Origin of the sequence: Dorea sp. AGR2135, from assembly GCF_000420885.1 — a bacterium.
GTDB lineage: Bacteria > Bacillota > Clostridia > Lachnospirales > Lachnospiraceae > Dorea > Dorea formicigenerans.
Genome location: NZ_ATVU01000032.1, coordinates 1 through 20,298, shown reverse-complemented (window position 1 = coordinate 20,298; position 20,298 = coordinate 1). Strand labels below are relative to the sequence as shown.

General features: G+C 43.2%; 20 protein-coding genes, 5 pseudogenes and 1 riboswitch. Of the genes and pseudogenes, 6 read left to right on the top strand and 19 right to left on the bottom strand.

The window, feature by feature from the left end:
• Positions 1–192: 192 nt before the first annotated feature.
• Positions 193–1,056, top strand: coding sequence for an AraC family transcriptional regulator (locus G593_RS0115605; RefSeq protein WP_029732307.1), 864 nt, complete (start codon positions 193–195; stop codon positions 1,054–1,056).
• 796 nt (positions 1,057–1,852) lie between these two features.
• On the opposite strand, the gene G593_RS0115595 is transcribed toward G593_RS0115605, so the two are convergent.
• From G593_RS0115595 to G593_RS0115560, 8 genes are all read right to left on the bottom strand, one after another.
• Positions 1,853–3,475 (bottom strand): recombinase family protein, encoded by a 1,623-nt coding sequence (locus tag G593_RS0115595; RefSeq protein ID WP_024730556.1) that lies wholly within the window; start codon positions 3,473–3,475, stop codon positions 1,853–1,855.
• Positions 3,476–3,582: 107 nt separating this feature from the next.
• The gene (locus G593_RS0115590) at positions 3,583–3,768 is read right to left on the bottom strand and encodes a hypothetical protein (RefSeq protein WP_004849804.1); all 186 of its coding nucleotides are present in this window, start codon (positions 3,766–3,768) and stop codon (positions 3,583–3,585) included.
• A 270-nt stretch (positions 3,769–4,038) separates the two neighbouring features.
• Positions 4,039–5,379 (bottom strand): virulence-associated E family protein, encoded by a 1,341-nt coding sequence (locus tag G593_RS0115585; RefSeq protein ID WP_055270962.1) that lies wholly within the window; start codon positions 5,377–5,379, stop codon positions 4,039–4,041.
• Positions 5,264–6,004 carry a CHC2 zinc finger domain-containing protein gene (locus G593_RS0115580; RefSeq protein WP_024730557.1) on the bottom strand — a complete coding sequence of 247 codons (741 nt, stop codon included), beginning with the start codon at positions 6,002–6,004 and terminating at the stop codon, positions 5,264–5,266. The genes G593_RS0115585 and G593_RS0115580 overlap by 116 nt, the downstream gene beginning before the upstream one ends.
• A gap of 47 nt (positions 6,005–6,051) precedes the next feature.
• Complete coding sequence (gene mobQ, locus G593_RS0115575; protein ID WP_077727571.1) at positions 6,052–7,524, bottom strand: MobQ family relaxase; 1,473 nt, start codon at positions 7,522–7,524, stop codon at positions 6,052–6,054.
• A 2-nt stretch (positions 7,525–7,526) separates the two neighbouring features.
• Positions 7,527–7,844: a DUF3847 domain-containing protein gene (locus G593_RS0115570; protein WP_009260053.1), complete on the bottom strand. Its 318-nt coding sequence runs from the start codon at positions 7,842–7,844 to the stop codon at positions 7,527–7,529.
• Positions 7,845–8,130: 286 nt separating this feature from the next.
• Positions 8,131–8,334: a hypothetical protein gene (locus G593_RS0115565; protein ID WP_004614949.1), complete on the bottom strand. Its 204-nt coding sequence runs from the start codon at positions 8,332–8,334 to the stop codon at positions 8,131–8,133.
• A gap of 146 nt (positions 8,335–8,480) precedes the next feature.
• Positions 8,481–8,705, bottom strand: a complete 225-nt coding sequence (locus tag G593_RS0115560) for a helix-turn-helix domain-containing protein (RefSeq protein ID WP_008368839.1) — start codon at positions 8,703–8,705, stop codon at positions 8,481–8,483.
• Between the two features lie 302 nt (positions 8,706–9,007).
• Here G593_RS0115560 and G593_RS0115550 point away from each other — a divergent pair, with 302 nt between their 5' ends.
• Positions 9,008–10,048, top strand: a complete 1,041-nt coding sequence (locus tag G593_RS0115550) for a DUF6076 domain-containing protein (RefSeq protein ID WP_009260052.1) — start codon at positions 9,008–9,010, stop codon at positions 10,046–10,048.
• Positions 10,049–10,051: 3 nt separating this feature from the next.
• Here the strand turns inward: G593_RS0115550 and G593_RS0115545 are convergent, their stop codons facing one another.
• The 8 genes and pseudogenes from G593_RS0115545 to G593_RS0115515 all read right to left on the bottom strand — a co-directional run bounded on the left by G593_RS0115545 (position 10,052) and on the right by G593_RS0115515 (position 16,882).
• Complete coding sequence (locus tag G593_RS0115545; RefSeq protein WP_029732304.1) at positions 10,052–11,866, bottom strand: ABC transporter permease; 1,815 nt, start codon at positions 11,864–11,866, stop codon at positions 10,052–10,054.
• Positions 11,867–11,880: 14 nt separating this feature from the next.
• Positions 11,881–12,546: an ABC transporter ATP-binding protein gene (locus tag G593_RS0115540; protein ID WP_009260049.1), complete on the bottom strand. Its 666-nt coding sequence runs from the start codon at positions 12,544–12,546 to the stop codon at positions 11,881–11,883.
• A gap of 151 nt (positions 12,547–12,697) precedes the next feature.
• The gene (locus tag G593_RS0115535) at positions 12,698–13,729 is read right to left on the bottom strand and encodes a sensor histidine kinase (protein WP_009260048.1); all 1,032 of its coding nucleotides are present in this window, start codon (positions 13,727–13,729) and stop codon (positions 12,698–12,700) included.
• Positions 13,726–14,415, bottom strand: a complete 690-nt coding sequence (locus G593_RS0115530; protein ID WP_019162604.1) for a response regulator transcription factor — start codon at positions 14,413–14,415, stop codon at positions 13,726–13,728. Before G593_RS0115530 ends, G593_RS0115535 begins: the two co-directional genes overlap by 4 nt.
• A gap of 221 nt (positions 14,416–14,636) precedes the next feature.
• Positions 14,637–14,762, bottom strand: a pseudogene (locus tag G593_RS0115525) (helix-turn-helix domain-containing protein); the annotation flags it as partial.
• 385 nt (positions 14,763–15,147) lie between these two features.
• Positions 15,148–15,942 (bottom strand): CPBP family intramembrane glutamic endopeptidase, encoded by a 795-nt coding sequence (locus tag G593_RS0115520; protein WP_029732302.1) that lies wholly within the window; start codon positions 15,940–15,942, stop codon positions 15,148–15,150.
• A 69-nt stretch (positions 15,943–16,011) separates the two neighbouring features.
• Positions 16,012–16,137: pseudogene (locus G593_RS21595) on the bottom strand (AAA family ATPase); the annotation flags it as partial.
• A gap of 178 nt (positions 16,138–16,315) precedes the next feature.
• Positions 16,316–16,882 (bottom strand): folate family ECF transporter S component, encoded by a 567-nt coding sequence (locus G593_RS0115515; RefSeq protein WP_005341782.1) that lies wholly within the window; start codon positions 16,880–16,882, stop codon positions 16,316–16,318.
• Between the two features lie 69 nt (positions 16,883–16,951).
• Positions 16,952–17,049: riboswitch (THF riboswitch) on the bottom strand.
• 348 nt (positions 17,050–17,397) lie between these two features.
• On the opposite strand from G593_RS0115515, the pseudogene tnpB reads away from it, so the two are divergent.
• Together tnpB and G593_RS0115500 are read left to right on the top strand one after the other, a co-directional pair.
• Positions 17,398–17,742 (top strand): annotated as a pseudogene (gene tnpB / locus G593_RS20970) (IS66 family insertion sequence element accessory protein TnpB).
• Positions 17,730–18,158 carry a hypothetical protein gene (locus tag G593_RS0115500; protein ID WP_029732301.1) on the top strand — a complete coding sequence of 143 codons (429 nt, stop codon included), beginning with the start codon at positions 17,730–17,732 and terminating at the stop codon, positions 18,156–18,158. Before tnpB ends, G593_RS0115500 begins: the two are co-directional and overlap by 13 nt.
• 60 nt (positions 18,159–18,218) lie before the next feature.
• Here G593_RS0115500 and G593_RS0115495 read toward each other — a convergent pair whose 3' ends face one another.
• From G593_RS0115495 to G593_RS18785, 3 genes and pseudogenes are all read right to left on the bottom strand, one after another.
• Positions 18,219–18,626, bottom strand: a complete 408-nt coding sequence (locus G593_RS0115495) for a hypothetical protein (protein ID WP_438368402.1) — start codon at positions 18,624–18,626, stop codon at positions 18,219–18,221.
• Entirely contained in the window at positions 18,626–18,835 is a 210-nt protein-coding gene (locus tag G593_RS0115490; protein WP_442852377.1) for a transposon-encoded TnpW family protein, read from the bottom strand. The genes G593_RS0115495 and G593_RS0115490 overlap by 1 nt, the downstream gene beginning before the upstream one ends.
• A 75-nt stretch (positions 18,836–18,910) precedes the next feature.
• A pseudogene (locus G593_RS18785) lies at positions 18,911–19,483 on the bottom strand (phage replisome organizer N-terminal domain-containing protein); the annotation flags it as partial.
• Positions 19,484–19,579: 96 nt separating this feature from the next.
• Between G593_RS18785 and G593_RS0115480 the strand changes: the two are divergent.
• The gene (locus tag G593_RS0115480) at positions 19,580–19,990 is read left to right on the top strand and encodes a hypothetical protein (protein WP_005341790.1); all 411 of its coding nucleotides are present in this window, start codon (positions 19,580–19,582) and stop codon (positions 19,988–19,990) included.
• Positions 19,991–20,098: 108 nt separating this feature from the next.
• Positions 20,099–20,298: pseudogene (locus G593_RS0115475) on the top strand (IS256 family transposase); the annotation flags it as partial.

Here is a 20,298-nt window from a genome sequence, read left to right as displayed (position 1 = left end):
CTCTCCTCCAATACATATACTTTTTTGTTCTTTGTTTCCCTAAAGCAAACCTTATACTTTACTTTTTTGTTTACGTTCCTTAGTTATGCTATATAGCTTATCCTAATCCGCAAAATATGTCTATGAATTGGATTAGACAAAATATGCACTAAATGATACAATGATAAAAAGTGTGAAAAGAGGTGCTGTCCTATGTATTTGAACACCGGTTATTTGAACCACTCACATATGGATTTCAAAGACAAAAGTCGTCCGCTGATTGTAGGTAGCTGTGGTACTTACCGTCTTTCCAGACATCCCAAACTTCCTACCTACCGTCCAAGGGGTCGTCTGGATTATCAGATTATCTATATCACTGCTGGTTGTGGGCATTTTCATTTTGATAATGTAAATAACGAAACGATTGTTCCAGCCGGCAACATTGTACTGTACAGACCGAAAGAACTTCAGAAATATGAATATTACGGAGAAGATAAGACAGAAGTATACTGGATTCACTTCACAGGAAGCAGTGTGAAAAATATCTTACGTCAATATGGGTTTCCGGATAAAGAACGTGTCTTTCAAGTGGGTACATCTAATGAATATGAACAAATTTTCAAACGTATCATTATCGAGCTCCAACGCTGTCAAGATAATTATGAGGAAATGCTTGTCCTTTTGCTACGTCATCTTCTGATTAGTTTCCACCGGGAACTGACAAGAGAGCACATATTAAAAAATGAATATCTTGATCATGAGATGGATAATGCTGTTACCTTTTTCAGTGAAAACTACAATCAAAATATCAATATTGATGATTATGCTGCCTCACGAGGCATGAGTGTTAGCTGGTTTATCCGAAATTTCAAAAAATATACCGGTTCTACACCAATGCAATTCATTGTGGGAATCCGTATCAACAATGCTCAGATGTTACTTGAAACAACAACTTATTCCATCAATGAGATTTCTAAGATTGTCGGATATGATAACCAGCTTTATTTCAGCCGGCTTTTTCACAAGCTGAAAGGATATTCACCAAGAGAATACCGAAAAATAAGAAATAAGTTATGAAATCTATAATGTCATAAAAACTAAATGTCCAAAAAGGATGCCACCGAATCAAAACAGATTACGTGACATCCTTTTCTTTTTATTAGTGCTATTTTATAAATTCAACCGAATAGTAATACATGTACTCATTATCTGTATTTATATGCTCCCCTGCAATGTCCTGTATTGGCAACGAACTTAACCCTTTTTCCCCATAAATCAGTGCTGCTAATCCTTGCTCTGTTCCATACTCTAATGAGCTTTGCAGTAAAATTATCAAAATCCGGTGTAATGACAATCCATCCATTTGTGGAAGATTTCACATCTTCATAGGAAAGTTCCAAAACTTTTTTATGTGAAACTCATTGTCCAAGCTGATATTCTGACAAGTAAATAGATAACGTTTTAAATGTATCCCTTGAATTGTATTGAAACATCATTGTTCCATCAATTCCTGATAACAATTCAGCAATTTTCATTTCTATACTATCCGAATCTACTGCTTCAATATAGTTTTGTGGTTGTCTCAATTTCTTACATACGATGGATCCAAAAGTAACCATAGATATTCCCATTACAATAAGAAGCACTATAATGATTCTCTTTAAGTATCGTTGTTTGCGGCCACTGTCCTTTGTTATCTGTATCAATGTATCTTCTGATTTTTTTCAATATTATCTATTTCAATATCTTCACCAGCCAAGAACTCATTAAGACTAATACCTAATATTCCGCATAATTCTAAGTATACTGATACATCCGGCAAACAGATTCCCGTTTCCCTTAATTAAAGATATTGTTTGGTAAAAAAGAAAGGTCAGTCGATTTTGCCGATGAAGCGGTAGTAGATTTCTACTTCCTGCTCACGGCTTCCGTCCTCGCCCTTGACAGCTTCGTGGACGGTTATTTTTTCAATTAGAGTGTTCAGAAGTTCGGCGGTCAGCTCCACAGGGTTGACATACTGTTTCATCAGGGCAATCCACTTTTCAGCGTCCGCTGCGGTCTGTACGGCGGCTTCCATCGTTTCGTGAAGCTGCCTTATTTTTGTTTCAAGCTCCCTTTGCTCGTTCTGGTACTTCTCGGACAGCATATTGAAGTTATACTCGGTTATGCGTCCGGCAGACCAGTCCTCATACATTTTAGCAAACAGCCCGTCAACCTCGGCTTTACGCTTTTCCGCCTTTTTCAGCTCCGCAGCCTGCTTTTTCTTCGCAGAGTTTCTTTCTCTGTCGCTGGCATTGAGCAGCCGTTTCAGCAGCTTGTCCTCGTCTTTCTGTGCCAGCATAGACCAGTATTGCAGTCTTGCAAGCACATAGGCATACAGCACATCATAGCGGATATAGTGCATGGAACACTGGCGTAATCCCTGTCCGTACTTACTGCAATGGTAGTGTGCATAGGGATTTTTGTTCTGGCTGTTTACACCATAAGCCAATGACCATCCGCAGTCCGCACATTTTACCAGCCCGGAAAATATCTGCGTTGTGCCATTCTTCTGTCGTCTGCGTCTGCTTGCAATCAGCTCCTGAACTTTTTGGAACACTTCTTCGGAAATGATGGCTTCGTGGGTATTTTCCACACGATACCATTCTTCCTGCGGCTTCCGCACCTTTTTCTTGTTCTTGAATGAAATGTTGCTTTGCTTGTTGTGAACGCTGTGACCGATGTAGGTTTCCTCTTTCAAAATGCTCTTGACCTGTGCAATCGTCCACGCATAGGCTTTTTCTGGAGGCGCACCGGCGTAGATATTGGCGAAAGTCCCGTATCTTTCATAGTTCAGCCAGCCGGGGGTAGGTACTTTCTCCTCCACCAGAATCCGTGTAATGCTGGCGGCTCCCCTCCCGTGTACGGCAAGATCAAAAATCTTCTCTACAATCCAGCGTGTTTCCGGGTCGATCAGAAGATGACCTTTTTTGTCCGGGTCTTTTACATAGCCCAGCGGTGCATAGGCTCCATAGTGTGCGCCATTGGCAAATCTTGTGTGCATGGCAGCCTTGACCTTTTTGCTGGTCTGTCGGGCGTGCATTTCATTCAGGATGTTTAAGAACGGGGCAAGCTCGCTTTCTCCGTTGATGGTGTCCACATTATCATTGATGGCAATGTAGCGTACTCCCTTGCTGGGGAAATAGATTTCCGTGTACTGACCGGTCAGGATATAGTTTCTTCCCAGACGGGATAAGTCCTTTGTGACAACGCAGTTGATTTTCCCGTCCTCGATGTCATCAATCATCCTTTGGAAGCTTGGACGCTCGAAATTTGTCCCGCTCCATCCGTCGTCAATGTACTCGTCTACAACGGTCAGCCCATGCTCTGCGGCATACTGCCTAAGCATCATGCGCTGGGTCTGGATACTGCCGCTTTCCCCCTGTAATTCATCGTCACGGCTCAATCTCAAATATAGTGCAGTGTTATAAATCGTTGTATTGTATGGTTGTTTCACGGTTAAAAATCCTCCTTCTAAAAGAAACAACCCACGCTTATACAATACTCGCTGGTACAAGTATATCATAAGCGTGGGCTGATTGACAGTCGTTATTCCGTATTTTTTCAGGAAGCGGCGGCAGCGTGCTGGATCACATCTTCCAGCAGACTGTCAAGCGGCTTCCCATCCTGTGCGAAATGCTCCGATACCTTGATACGGACTTTCCCCATGACAAAATACTGGGTGCCGTCTTTTTCGGTAAGCAGGGTGCCGCTGTTTTTGTTATTGCTCTCGTTTTTGCTTTTTGCCATAGGCAGTTACCTCCATAAATGAAATATGCCCGACAAGGGAATGTCAGGCAGGTTTACAGCCGCAGACTGTCTTCATGTCAACCAAACCGTGTCAACCGGCAGAAAAGACTTTGAAAACAATCCACAGGCGCTCTATTATTACTTTTTACTTTTTCTTTGATTTCTTGGTTGACATGGTTGACAAAGGAGAGAAATGCCCCAAATATCAGGCTTTTCCCCGTCAACCGGCTGTCAACCGAAGCGTCAACCAAACTGTTAACCGGTGGCTTTTCAGAATGGTAGTTCCATTTGCCGGGCTTCTTCTTCCGTGATTTCCTGAAAACCGTCCCCCTCCGGCGGGTCTTGGTTGACACGCTCCCAGCCTTTTTGAGAACCGTATTTCTTATACCGCTTCGGGCTTTTGTAGGCTGCCCAGCCCTGTATAATGCCGCCCGCAATGCCGGTATTCATAATCTCGCAGATTGCCCGTGTCTCCCAGTCTGCCGGGGAATTTAAGTTCCCCAGCGCTTCCTCATAAAGCTGCTTGGAGCATACCCTGTCACCGGTGTAGTCCTCCAAATAGGCGTAGATCATGCCAGCCTGTGTGTCCTCCTGCATGAAGTCCTGCTGATGGGCGTTCAGGTATCGGTTCATTTCTATGCTGAATGACAGCTTATACTTCCCACTGCGATAAATCGTCATGGCTTCCGCCCACATCTGTTCGATATACGCCCTCGCCGCCGCTTCATCGTCCAGTATGTGAACCTCCGCCCGTTCCGGGTACACCGTCACGGGGAGAAAGCGCCGGTTGCCGGTGCGGTCACGGGGTAAAAAGTCCTGCCGGTTGGTCGTCCCTCCGAATACACATTGCCGCAGCCGGTCTGCCGGGTGTGTCTCATACGGCACTTTGTAGGTTTCTTTCTGGCGGCTTAAGAATGACTTGATTTCCTCAATACTCTTGGCGTTGGCTGTGGCAATCATCTCCGACATCTCGATAATCCAATGCCCTTGCAGCTTGCGGTACACATTTTCATCGTCCAGCTTCTTCAAATCGTCTGAAAACCATTCGTCCCTACCTGCCAGCAGCCGGAAAAAGGTAGATTTCCCGGCTCCCTGACCACCAACCAGACAGAGCATGACCTCAAACTTGCTCCCCGGTCTGAATACCCGCCGGATGGCTCCTATCAGGAACAGTTTCAAGGCTTCATAGGTGTATTCGTCCGTATCGGCTCCCAGAAAGTGATGCAGGGCGTAACGGATGCGCTCTGTGCCGTCCCATTGCAGGCTGTTCAGGTAATCCCTGACCGGATGGTAGCGGTTTTCATTGGCAACAATCTTGATGGCGCTCTGCACCTTTTTCTCGCTGGTAAGCCCGTAATTTTCTTCCAGATACAAAAGCAGGTAGTTCATGTCCATGTCGGTCAGCGTGGTACTGGTGCGCTCCCAGCCCAGCGGCTTCACAATGTCAATCTGCTCCGTCAAAAGGTTCAGGCGCAGCGCCCCACGAAACAGCGGGTCACGCTGGAACACCGTCAGGCAGTTTCGGATGCTGTTCTTCACGCCGCCTTTCTGCGTCCCCTCTAATGTCTCCCGGATTTCTGCTGGTGTCTGCGCCGGTTCCATTGTGTCCATCGTCTTTTTGACCGCTTCCTGCGTTTCCAGCGGCAATCTCTGAAATTCGCTGTTCAAGCCGCAGCACCTCCTTTCCCTGTGCGGCGATCAACGCCGCTTTTTCTTCTATTTCTCCGTATAACAAAATATCCAAAAGGTATTCTGTGTAGCTTATCCTCTGCAACGCTTCCACAAAAAGAGGATGCCAGATGGCATCCTGCGGCTGTGGGGCGTATGCTGTTTTCCAATGCTCCAACAGGCGCAGATAATCGCATAGCACCCGGAAACAATACCGTTCCGTTTCCTGAAATCTCTGCTCCGCTGATTTTTGTCGGGGCTGTGACCTGTTGTGACGCTTCCTATCTGGCGGCGCATTGCCGGATTTCTCATAGGAAACGCCGAAGTCCTCCGCAAGCCTGACCGCAGCTTCCCGTTTCCCCAATCCATGCAGCAAAGCGGAAAAGTCGATCACATCCCCGGAAGCCCCGCAGCCGAAGCAGTAAAAGCGGCTGTCCACTTTCATGCTGGGCGTGCGGTCATTGTGGAATGGACAGCAGACCATGCCGTTTCTCCCCACCCGGATTCCATAGAATGAAGCAGCCTGCCGGGTGGTAACAGACTGTTTCACCGCTTCAAATACATTCAAATGCTCCCTCCATAAAAATGCCGGCAGCGGTAAAGCTGCCGATTATATCATAATTCCATCTCGTGTTTCTTTCTCTGTACTTCCTGTGGCTGCTCCCTCCGGCGCAGTGCGGTATCTACGGCGTTCTGCACCTGCCGCAGCCGTATGACTTCCTCCCGGAGCGGCTTGTGCTGCGGAGACAGTTCGGCATACTCTGTTTTTAACTGTGCGTATTCCTGTTTCCATGCTTTCAGGGCAATGGGTTTTCCGTCCAGTTTTTCTTTCAGAATACGGCGGGCGGCATAAAACAGCCGTAACTCCGCATCGTGGGATGTTTCAAATTTCTCCCTCTGTTTCTTAAACTTGATATTGTTCAATTCCGTATGAATAGGTTTTAGCCGCTGGTAATTCTCGCCCTCCCGTATCAATTCCTGCAATTCCTTTATCCGGGCAGATTTCTTTTTCATGGAGCCGCTTAATGCTTCAAATTCTTCACTGACAGAGGAAAGACGCTCCTGCAAATCCTCTAATGTGAGCAGCTTGTTTTCCGTCAGATAATTGACGGCTTCGGCAAACTGCTTTAAGTTTCCGGTTCTGGCTTTATTGCTCCATGCCCCTGCGTTGCGCTGGTTGTAATAAGCGATCAGCAGGTCGGCAAGGCTCGGTGTCTGGGGTTTGGAAAGTTCTTCTTTTACCTCTGCCATCCAGACAAACAGGGCTTTGATCTTCTTCCTCACATCCTGTATAAGCCGGTTGGTGGCTTTAATCCAGCGGTTCAGTTCCCCTTTCTCGGTGCGGATGCCCTTTGCTTCCATCTGCCGGACATTAGCTCCCTCGTGGACAGTAGGTATCAGGTCAAGCCCCTGCCGCACATAGGAACGGTGGTCGATACGCACATCCAGCCCTTTTTCCTCAAATTTTGTATTAACGGCAGCCGCCCACTGCTCCCGCCAGTGTTCCAGCGTTTCCGGCTCATGCCAGTCTGTTGTATGGACAGCGTTAAACATATAATCGCCGTTTTTATCCCGGATTCGGTTTCCATCTTCATCAAGAAGATATTCCCGCCGCTGTTTTTGTCCCCATGTGCCATCCGGGTTCAAAGGGCGCATGGTTGTCATCACATGGAAATGCGGGTTAGGGATGCCGCCGTCCTCTTTCTCCGGGTTGTGAAAAGCAAGATCGGCAATCATGCCTTTTGCCACAAACTGCTCCTGCACGAACTTCCTTGCCAGCTCCATGTTTTCTTCCAGCGTCAATTCATTCTGCATGGCAATATCAAAGGAATAGGCAAGCTGTGCTTTTGGATGTTTCTCGCAGCTCTCCACAGCATTCCAGAGGGTCGCCCGGTCAAGATATATTTCCGGCGCATGGGGCGGCAGCATGATTTCCGAAGCAATCACGCCGCCCTTTTTGGTGTAATCGCTGACTTCTCCATAGTAGCTGCTGTAAAGACGCTCCCCGGATCGGTAGGCTGCGCTTGCAATGGCGCTCTGACCGGCGCTACGCTTTATCTGTGCGATTGAAAAATGATAAAGTGCTATCCTTAGTCACCGCCTTTCTCCTGCCCGGAAATACGGGCGTGGTTCTCAGTGGCAGACCGGATGAAATGCTCCGCCTGCGGCAGATTCAAAATGTTTTCCATGAGGGAATAAAATTCCGCTTCGGATAGCTCCTTTGTCTGTGGCGCAATGCTCTCAACGGCTGCCCCACGGGTAATTAGCCGGTGCGTCCTCTGTTTCCGGGAACCGCTTTCCAGATACGCCTGCCGGTTTTTCAAACGCTGCATTTTCCGTTTTTCCCGTTCCAGCAGGACAGTGGTTTTTTCATATTCCTGCTTCAACTGTTCCAAAGATTTTTCCATGTTCTCACATCCTTTGCTGATAAGATAAAGAAAGACCATCCGCAGACAGTCCGTGTGTCAGTGCTTCTATAAAACCCGATGAAAAGGGAAAACCGCAAAGCGGATTTCTCTTTGCGGCGGGTACACAGGGGATAGCCGCTTTAGCGGCGCAAGGGGGTGTAGCCACCTTGTCGGAGCAAAGCGAACGCAGACCTCGGATTGCTGATTTTATCAGCGGCAGAGGTAAGCTCCGCAGGACGCACGATACATGGTCTTTAGACTATGTATAGAAGTGCGCCCTTAGTTCCTAAGGGATTTTGCCGTTTCCGGCAGTTTTGTCCTTTTTCTTGGAACGCTTGGAAAGATACTTCGGGCAGTCAACCACAACCGCCCGGAAGCTCTGTTTACATTCGTGCTGGCATTTCCGGCACAGTTCGTTGTAAGTGATACGGCTGCGGTCATTTAAGAAGAAAGACCATTCCAGCCGCCGCTTGTTGCTCATTCTTGCCATAACCGGCTCCTTTCTCCATTTCTACCTGATGTACACAGATAGGCTGTTTTGGTGTAGCGTTTCGGTATCATTTTTAAGTTTTTTTCCCTCTGTATGCTCCTTTGGAAAGTGCGGCAGTATTGCAGTCAGGGAATGATACCTCACGCTTATTTGTCGCTTCTCGGTACGGTTTCGGAGCCTTTTGCCATCCATTCAAAGAAAGCAATTTTGCTGACCTTGATAAGCCTACCCCTGCGGAACGCCGGAAAGCCGGGTGTGTGTACTAGCTCATAGGCGCTCGCTCTTGAAATTCCCATAATCCGCTGAATGTCCGCTACATCCAGAACCAGCGGTAAATCCTCATAGCTGTTCAATCTCTTTTTATCGTTCATTCTGTTCCTCCCATAAATCAAATAGGTTAAAATGCTTCCTGTTGCCGTTCTCCCCAAAATCCGTTTTCCTGCCCCATTCCTGCGGTGTTTCCCTGCATTGGTGCGCCGGATGCGTCACTTCTCCTGCCGGTCATATCCCTTTTGGACGGTCATTCACTTGTCAAGGTACTGTGTGGCACGAAATTACCAACTGCAATCATCATAGCGGACTATCCTTGACAAAACAATGCTTCTGCGATACCATGAGTGTAACGGATATAACTAAATTATATAATTACCATAGACAAAGGCAGGGGATAGGGATGGAGAATCAGTTTATACGGCATGAGCCATGTTTTGAGAGGATTTTGTTTGTCCTGACGCTGGACAGGAAGAAAATGAAAGAGCGGATTTTGATTGGGGAAGAACAGCAGATCCGCTTCCGGCTGAACGGGAGCCAAAACGCAGAGGTGCTTTGTGATATGACACGCCCGCTGGGAACTTTTTTGATAAACTTTGAGCGTGACACGGACAGAGACTGGAACTTATACGGGCTTTCTCCGCTGCGGCAAGCCCTCCACTCCAACCGATGGAAACAGCCGGAGCTGGAACAGGCGGCAAGCGAATTTCTCTGGGGAAAATATCTTAGCAATGACCCTCTGAAAATGTATGTGGCGTTCCGTATCTGGAACAGCTATCTGCTTGCCAGAGAACCCCGTGACCGTAACACTGCCTGTGACCGCTTCATGGATAAAATGAGCAGACTGACCGGGGTATTCCAAAACGAATCCATGAGCTTTGACAGGGAGACAGGAAAACCGAAACATTTTCAAGCTGGCAGCCTTTATTTCAAAGGCGCACCATCAGAAGATACCCGACTTGACCTCTGGTTTCCGGACAACCGGCGCACAGAAGAATGTGTGTCTGCCTATGCGTCCCTCTACCCGTTGATTACCTATTATCTGAACCGGCTGAATGACTGGGGGCTTTGCTTCCGGCAGTGCAAGGTCTGTGGGAAATATTTTCTGGCAAAGAGCCAGCGGTATGAACTGTGCAGCGACAAGTGCCGAAAAGCACAGGCGCTTCAAAACAAGCGGGAATTTGACGAAAGGGCAAGAGAAAATAACTATGACCTGCTTTATAAAAATGAATGCCAGAACTGGCGCAACAAAATAAACCGGGTAAAAAATACCGCAGGCTTTCCGGCTGACCGTCTGGAAAAAATACAGGCTGCCTTTTCCGACTTTAAGAAAGAAGCCTTGCAGAGAAAAAAGGCTGTAAAAACAGGAACAGCCAGCCCGAAAGAATTTACGGACTGGCTGTATCAGCAGAGTAATGTAATTGTGGAGCTGACGGATTATTAAAACTTAGCCTATCGTTCTAATGCGCTCTATAATTGAGTGCTGTTGCAAAGATTTCTTTTGATATACTGATACTACATGATAGACCATCACAACCGCAGCAAAGTATAAAAGCACAAAAAGAACTGGGAAGTGATATTCAAAGTATGAAAGTCCGGGAATTTTTGATATTTGGGTACAAAGCAGCAATCCGATTGGTATGCCTAAAATGCAGCTTCCTATAAAACTTCCAACCAGATAGATGAAACTTTCCGACTGCTGTACTTTTCGCAACTGCAATTTTGTCATACCTGTAGCTTCCAGTAGTGCATAGTCGTGTCTTCTGGCAATGGCATTTGTAATGCTGGTATTCAGCATATTTATAAATGAAAACAGACTAATAAGCACCACCAAAACTGTAATGATGACTTTCGCATTATGGAAGTAATCTTCCAATGCCATAACATCATCAGCCAAAACAGACACATCAACTCTGTCGTCATCTATAAAAATTTCTTTGATTATCTCTGTTGCTACGTCTTTTCCGTTATCATCCAAACAAATATACCATGCAAGCGTACAATTCATTTCTGACAGTGATTTCATATTTTCACCACTTGTATAAATAACAAGCCCAGTATCGCTGTTTTCTACAAATCCGCTTACAACTAACTCCACTTCTTTTTGACCATATCCTGTATCTATGATATACGGCAGATAATCTCCAACTTGAAGCTGCATATTCAGTTTCTGATAATAAGGAGACTGTCTATTGATAGCAACAGGAATTGCTCCATTCTGTAATTCATGACTTGGTTGCATACCCTCAACAATTTCATTTTTAAATGTTTCTGGATTTACAGCATTTTCAATGGACAGTTCAAATTTTTCCCCCTCTGAATTTGTCAGAATGCCGTCCAGCATATACAATTCATAAACATCTTTTACACCTGAAATGTTATACAATTTTTGCTTTTTTTCTTCTGTAAATGGTGTAGATTTCATTAAATCATAGGTGGATTCTTCATCAGCCGTTGAATTTAGTAGTACAAATACATCACTATTTCCCTGGTAAGGTTGTGACGCAAGTCTTTCGGGATTTATCGCATTCAATATTGAAAAAACACCGAACATTAAAATCCCACTCATAATGAGAGATAAAAATGTATAGGCAGCTTTCTTTCTATTGGCTCTACAATACATCCACCCGATTCTTATAGGCGTAAGTTTACGCTTTGCCCCAACACTTCTAAAATAGTTTGTTGCCTGTGTATGTTGTGCTTCTATTGGTGATGTAGATGCAGCCATTTTCGCTGGTGCTTGAAAAGCCAAAGCTGTGATAATCCAAATAAATATGCCGGAGATTACCGCACATACAATGCTTGGTATCCAGTAAAAATGAAGTGGTAAAACTATGTTTACCAGAAAACCGATGACTGTTCCCAACACAATGCAAGGTTTTGCTATTTTGTCACGTTCTTTCTTGACCACTGATTTAATTTGCTGGTATGTTGCGCCGATTGCCCGTAATTGTGCAAATTCATGTACTCGTTGCAGTACAGATACATAAAGAATATTTTTGACAGCCAGCCCTGCCGTACAAAGAAGTACAATAACAATTCCTAAAACAGTTCCTACTGCTTCAGTTGTATTATTTACATGGGCGATCTGCTGCGTACTAAGCGTTGCATTGCACAAAAGAATACCAGAAAAGCTCAACAGAAATGCCGCAATCAAGATGATAACTCTGATTAGAAATGTCCTATTCTTTTCAGAGAATACACTCTTTTCAGCAATCCTTTTCTCTATTCTCTCTGTATCATTTTCAAAAGGATAATTCATAATTCCCACCTCCTTTAACCTACAATTTTGCCATCCTCAATCCGCACAATGCGGTCTGCGAGCTGGGCAATCTCGTTATTGTGAGTAATCATTACAATGGTCTGATTAAATTCTCCGCTGGTACGTTTCAAAAGCCCTAACACATCTGCACTGGTCTTGCTGTCGAGATTTCCAGTCGGTTCGTCAGCAAGGACAATCGCCGGCTTTGTAATTAAAGCTCGTGCAATCGCTACACGCTGCTGTTGACCGCCTGAAAGATTGTTTGGCATATTTTCCAGCTTATCTTCTAAAGCCAGCATATACACAACTTCGTCCATAAATTTCTTATCTACGGTATCACCATCCAATTCCACAGGCAGGGCGATGTTTTCATATACATTCAAAATCGGAACCAGATTGTAGTTTTGGAAAATAAACCCTATGTTACGACGGCGGAAAATTGTCAATTCATCATCATTCTTTTTCGCAAGTTCTTCCCCCCGTACAATCACGCTGCCGGAAGTGGGGGTATCAAGTCCTCCCATCATGTGGAGTAACGTAGACTTGCCGCTGCCGGAAGTTCCAACTACGGCAACAAATTCTCCCTGTTCCACAGTAAAATTTACACCATCAAGGGCACGAGTGATGTTTGGTTCTGTGCCGTAATACTTCTTTAAGTCGATTGTTTGTAAAATGCTCATATTCAAATGCTCCTTTCAAGGCTTTCTACCTGTTGATGAAGTCATTGTAAACCACAAATGTTACACAAATGTCCGAGGTAGGAAAAATTTTTATCGAAAATCGAGATGAAATGTTACAACGCTCGGACATTTCAAAAAAAGTGGCTGTATCTTACCTTACAGGAAGCATAATAGAAAATTCTGAGCCTTGCCCCAGCTCTGAAACGACCTTGATATAGCCCCCTTGCCTTGTTACAATCTCACGAGCCAAATACAAACCTATTCCCACACCCTGTTGATCGTGTACTTCTTCCTCACGATAGAAGCGCCGAAAGATGGCAGCCTGATTGCTTTCTGAAATGCCCCTGCCGGTGTCGGTCACTTTGACCTCTACGTACATTTCCCACTGAACCACTGATACAGAAATCTTTCCACCTGACGGAGTGTATTTTACTGCATTGTCCAGCAGATTGAAAAGGGCTTCGCTTGTCCACTTGCTGTCATGGGAGATTATCAAATTTTCCGGGCAATCCACGGATACAGCAATTTCTTTTTTCTCTGCGGCATATACAATACTGCTCATAGCTTGTGCAAGCGTATGGAATAAGCTGCTGTCTTTCTTTTCTAATCGTATTGCTCCGGTTTCTAACCGGGATGTTTTAACCAGTGCTTGGAACAGAAAATCCAGTTTATCAGTCTGACTGCGTATGCCTTGCAAAAAGTCCATCCGTTCTTCTTCTGAAACAGGCTTTGTTAAAAGTGTGTCCGTTACCATTTGCAAATTGCTGACAGGCGTTTTGACTTGATGCGAAATATCAGAAATCAGCATTTGAAGCTCCTGTCGTTCCATGTCTACCTTGTGCCGATTTTCCTGCATAATCTCATACAACCGGATTAAGCGGTGGTTGATACGGGCAAAAAGAGTTTCACTATCATTTGACTTTTGTAATTCCTCGTTTCCATCAATCATGTTGTCCAGCGTCCGGCACAAATTAGAAGTAAAATGAGAAAGGCGTTTTCCAAAAGACAGCACCAATAGCCAAATCCAGAAAAATGCACAGAGTGTCAATGTTCCACCTGCTATGAAAATTCGTATATCCTGCATTATACCGCCGAGAATACCGGTAATTACCAGCATAGAGAAAACCATGCCAGCACTAATCAGTCTACAAATTTTCTTAGCAGAAAGGTTATTCAGTTTCATTTCTTTTCGCCTCCTGTCCATTGATACCCCATACCGTAAACCGTTTTGATATATGTGTCGCCATCCGCTTCAATCTTACTGCGAATGCGGCTGATAGAAGTAGTAAGGGTATGTTCATCTACATATTTTTCATCAATGTCCCACAGCCTTTCCAAAAGTTGTTGGCGGGTAAGTACCTGCTTCGGATTTTTAAGAAATAGGTTCAGCATTTTATATTCCATCGCAGAAAGCGCTAATGGTTTCCCGTTCAAACTTGCAAATTGTTCCGAAAAATCCAGAAACAGGCTACCATCCTCGTAAATATCCTTAGCTGGTTTGTGATGTTCCAACATAGCGAACATGGCTTTGATCTTTCGCTGCAAAGCACTAATCGAAAAAGGTTTCGTGATATAATCCACTGCACCAGCTTCATATCCTCGTATCTGATCGCTTTCCTGATCGTTGGCAGTTAGAAATATAACTACTGTATCAGGATGCTCTGGCTTGATAAGACGGCATAGGTCATAACCATTTCCGTCTGGTAAATTTATATCCAGCAATACCAAATCAAAAATGTTTGTTTTTAATGATTCAGCGGCTGTCCTTGCATTCAGAACAGAAGTTATTGTGTAACCGTCCAATTCCAAATTATAAGTAAGCGTTTTATTCAAAAGATTATCGTCTTCGACAATTAAAATCTGCTTCATATTGTCACTTCCTTTTCTTTTTGCAGATAGTATAACAGGCAAATGTCCGAGAATTGTTACAAGGACAAATATATTTATTATTTTACAGCTTTTTTCTGTGTACTGCAATTTTATATAAAGAAAGGACAGCAGTGTCAAATTGCTGTCCTTACGGCTTATTATAGCTGGTAGTGTATAAGCGTGGGTTCATCATATTTGGTGTGGTATCTTTAACTATGGGAAACTCCAGTTTCCCATTTAGAAACAGACTTATCACTCATACCTATTTTTTCTGCCAGTTGCTTTTGTGTCATCGCCAATGACTTTCTCTTACCTGCAATGTATTTTCCAATTTTGATAAGATCCATCTATCTACCTCCTTTTTTATATTGATCGTACTCTTTTTTAGAGAAAAAACATACCCCTCGAAGGTAGAATATGATTTTTAAGCCTGTCTAGTTTGCCAGATAAACGAAAGAGCTTATATAGCGGATTCATATATAACCTTACAGTTTTTATTACTGTATCCTATATATTCCATACACTGCAAGCAAGAAGCATCGAAGCTCGTCTCTGTCTGTATCAAGAATCTTTTGATCATATTCTCGAACCTTATCAGCAACACTACAGCTTCCATTTTGTAATCTACTGGAACATCCCCCACAAAAAATATCTGACTACAAGGTGGCACAAACAATTGAAGCGTTTTCTTCTTCCTTGATTTTGGATGGTCCTATGTCAATAAAATTGGATTTATAGATTTTTATCCTTTTTCTTTTTTGCCATTACAAATCCAAACATTAAAATCAAATTTACAAACAGTACAACTATGCTGCCTTCAATTTTACAGTTGCCACCCGACAAAATTGAGTTTCCACTAATTACCATGTTAAACATATGCGGGTAATCTTCTGCCAGCGATACTCCACCCAAAATAATTGCGCCAACACCATTCCATAAAAAATGGATTACAATCGGAGCAATTAAAGATTCCGTGTACTCCAATACCGCTGTCACGAAAAGACTCATTGTTATAACATTTAGTACAGGAAGTATTCCTGCCTCAAAAGCACCACCATGTGCAAATGTAAATAATCCAGTAGATACAATAACAGCGGCAACTATATTGTAATTATTTTTTATCATCTGATACAGGTAACCACGAACTAACACTTCCTGCATAACGGTATTGATAAAAGCTGAAAATAACCATAACCAAAGCATAGATATTTGATTTCTGCCATCAATATGTATGACTCCTATTATAGATAATATCACAACAGATACGCCTAACCAAATGGTTCCTGTGATACACCCAAGTACGATATTATAAACAGGTTTTCCAATCATATGTAATCGTATCTTTCTTTTATCTATTAACCAGAAAATAATTGTAAAACCAATAACTGATAATAATGGAATCAATTCTGCCCAAAATCTCCAGACTACTGCACTTTTTGTATCGGGTATAGGTAAAATTGAAGCACATATAGCCCAGCCAACAAAAAAGGCAATCGTTTTTAATGATACCAATACTAATTTCTTCATGTAATTTTCACCTCTACAATCCCGATTTTCTTAATTTCAAAGACTTGAATCCGTCGATTCCTTTATTATCTAATCTGTTAACAATCTGTCCAACAGCATCTGCCTGTTGTTTATAAACATTTCTGTCACACGATAACTCTCTGTTTCTTCATATTCGCATTAATGTATTCGTCCATGATCAAAACAATGGATATCTCTTTAAATAACTATCGTCATCAATTCTATTCCAATCGAATATTACTCCTTGTAAGAATTGATAACGCTTTCTTATCCATCTTTTCTTGCTCTTCGGACAAGAAGCATCCTCGCTCTAAATAACATGTTCAGCTGGCGTTTGATACTACTAAATTTTTATATTTTCAAATATATGTAATCAGTTGGCAGCCGGTTTTCTTAAAAGATTAAAAATTCCTGTCTGCTCAATCAATCTTGTGACGGTAAAGAAGATAAAGGAGTCAACTGGCCACATGATTAAGTTCTTTACAGTACGCATTGGAAGGATTGCAAGGAAGCCTTTTCCGTAGAGCATGTCCAGCCACAAGGTATTTAACAGAACATTTACAACCAGAATGACAACCAACTTTGCAATCAACACGCGGCGGAAGGTGAGCTTATGTTTGTAGTAGAAACATCCATAAATAAATGCCGCAAGCATTGCATTAAATGTGAAACCGAAAAAAAATGGACCATCCGGGCGGATAAAGAACTTTACAATATCAAGCACACCGGCAAACAAACATCCTGTAATAGGACCAAACAGATAATCTGCAATCTGGTTTGGAATACCGGAAAATCCAATTTTCACATAGGGACCAATATTGATAGAAGCAACTGAATTTAAGATCAACGCCAGGGCAGCAAGCATTGCACAGACTGCCATGGTAGAAGTGGTTTTCAGCTCTTTGGCTGATGTAAGAAACATACTCTTTTTTTTCTCCATAAAAAATTACCTCCTTTTCTTTTTCGCTCACAATAGGAGATAATTAATGGATTCATGTTTATCTTCTGTTGCAGCGAGAAGCAATCCATGAACCGCAAGATTTCTCTTTTCGTCCTCCGGCAACTCTCCATCCGGTAGGCACTTTACGCTCATGAATTTACTCTGCATTACTTTATATAGTGCAGTATATGTCAGATTGTTGGAAAAAGCAATAAAAAATCAGTTATTTTGGTGTGATTTTGTTCTACTTATTTAAAAATACGAAAAAATCTTTTCATCATAGCTAACTAAAAACATAATTTGTAAGCGTCAAATAAAAAGGTGTACAGACATTCCAACCGTTTTCCCTTAAAATCATAATTAGAGTTTTAGGAGTAACTCTAAAAACTCTAATTATGATACTCAATAGGTTCCCAGAAACCTGTAGCCGTTTTAAAAAACGGAAATATTTCCGTGGAATTGTATGAGACAGTTACAGAATCTTTTTTACAGATGTTTGTAAAGGTAGTGCAGAAATGTTAGGGGATATTTCGCATGTTGATCATATTTATATCCGTACCGGGTATACCGATATGAGGAAGCAGTTGAGTGGATTGCTTGATATCATTCAGTATAACTTTAAACTTGATCCTTATGGCAATGCAGTTTTCCTTTTTTGCGGGAGAAAAGCAGACAGGATCAAAGCAGTTCATTATGAAGGAGATGGTTTCTGACTTTTGTATAAGCGATTCGAAAATGGACGCCTGAAGTGGCCACGGAATGGAGATGAGGTCCGTCTTCTATCACACCAACAGCTTCGGTGGCTGCTCGAAGGATTAAGTCCAGATCAGCCAAAAGCAGTACAAAAATGGAAACCCTAAAAGTCAATGTATTTTTTCAGCTTATAATGCTTTTATTTGAGGCTTTTGCTGTCATTCATCTTGGCGACATGGAGGCTCGTTACAAGGAGTTGACAAAGTATTATGAATTAACGAACTATATTGCAAATGAGAGGGAAGATTTCTCAAGACTGCTTCATAACGATGTGCTTCAAGACATTGGAGGTGCCCAAAATCTCCTGTCACTTCGCTCACCAGATGTTGGTGAAACAAAAAGGATATTGTCTGATTTGGAATTACGAGTAAGAAATATGATGAATTTCTATTCCTCTAATATCTTTTCGGGTTATGCTTCATGGGAACATATCGAATATATGCTTGACGCTATTAAGAAGCTGTACCCCAAGAAGAATATACTTGTAGATTTCACCAGAGACAAATTGTCAAGGACTTTTTAATCAAATTCACAAAAAAGGTGCCAGAAGCACCGTATGGCTCCTGACACCTCGTTTGATAGATTACATTTTTCCGTTCAGCAGGTCTTTGCATAGATACGCATAGTCTGGCAGCTGGTTGATATATGGCTCCCATCGCCGCTTGATTTCGGCCAATTCCAGCGGATCGGCTGCTTCCAGTGCATGATCGTTGCCTGTCATATATAAAACATCCATAGCAACATCATCCAAACACCTGCCGCAGAGATCGGCGGCTGATTCAATTCTGATACCGGTATCCACATAGACTGGATTGACGCCAATCGTCAGCCAGACATAGCCTACCTTGTCCGACCAGAGCAGTTCAAAATCAGGGCTTTGCCGCAGATGTTCCGCAAAGACCTCCTTTACTCGCTCAATTTCATGTTTTTCTTTTTCTGTGTAAAGCATTTTCGTATCCTCCTTGACAAAAATTTTGGTGCGTACCATCATCAGTTTAGCACAAGGCGGCTTCGTTTATCAGTCTGTCGCATCTGCTGAATTTCCTTTTTGAGCATACGCTTGATTTTATCGCTCATGGTTTCTGTGCTGGTATTGCTGAAATGGACATGAACCTTGTAGGTTGTCTTGCTGATTTTCTTTACCATCTCCGGCGTGTTTTCCGGCGCTCTGGACGCAGTAACGGCGTCTGCCACCTGCATAGTACGGGGTTCTTTGTTCATGGTGCTCCTTTCTCCGAACGGGTCTGTGCCTTTCGGCGTTTGATACGCTCCATGCGACGCTGCATGGCTCTGATAACGCTTGCCAGTAGAAGCCATGTACTCGGACAGCTTTTCGATGTACTAGCCCCATACAGTGGGAAAGCTGGCATGTAAGTCTGCCAGTTCCCCGTCCGTCAGGAAAACATTCTGGTAACGGCCATAGGCGGGGGCGGGGTGTCCCTTCTCTATCTCTCTATTTATCTCTATCTCTTTCTCTAACTCTATCTCTGGTGGACGAATGTCGGACAAATGTCCGCCACTTGTTCGGAGCGCAGAAAGGGCCTTATTTTGGAGCCTCGCAGCCCGCTTTCGCTCAGCCTCGGTAGAGGACTGGCCGATTAAAAGTTCGATATTGCTCATGTAGAATGTGCCGCTGTCCAGCGCCTCCACAAGACCCAGCTTCAAAAAGATCTGCAAGGCTCTCTCCACAGTGCCGATCTGCTGGCGGGTAATGGTGGCGATCATCTGCGCCGTGTAAGGAATGTCCTCGTCAAGTTGAAGCCGTCCACCATGTTTCAGCGATTTCAGATACAGCTTGAGTAGAATGTTGGAATACAGCACACCATGCAGGAGCATATCGTCAGGCAACTGATAGAAAGCCTGTTGAAGTTCCGCTTTGACCGCTAAACAGAAAAGTTGTATAATTAGATCCTGACAAATTAAACTTCAATGAGGGTAGAGCAAATGGAACAGATTATCAATTATAGAGACATACCCACAGATAAAAGGATTGACATATTAAATGCTCTTGAGCGAATAGGTTTTTTTCCGGCATACGGCGGCGTGAAAACAATGCAGCAAATTATGGAAAAGTCAGTTCCAGGTTCAGGCCCACAATTCTATTTCGTTTTCCGTGAAAATGAGTTGATAGGGTACAATTTTCTCATTGGGGACACTAAGAAATATAAAGCGTTCCCATGGCTTGCTATTAGCAATATGGATGAGCAGAAGTTGACTGTTTGTGAAGAACTGATGAAAATACAAATTGCCTTTTTTGAAGAACTCGGAATGCAAAAGATAGCAGATCATTGCGTTAGGATTATGGAAGATTACAGAAAAGGAATTGGAAAGCAGAAAGAAAGCGATTGCAGATAAATTCCATTTGAAAAACGGCTGACAAGAGCCTGTGAAAAAATCTCTGTAAAATAAACAACATTAAGGTCTTCTATGATAAAATATAAAAATCATAGGAGGCCTTTTATTATGGCAAACAGAAAAAAAGAAGTTTACAAACCAAAACCAATGACAGAAGGAAAGAGAAATCTCATTCAGGGATTGTTTCAAGAGTATGATATTCAGTCTGCTGATGACATTCAGGAGGCATTAAAAGACCTGTTATCTGGAACACTCCAAGATATGCTTGAAAAAGAAATGGATGATCATCTCGGCTATGACCGTTATGA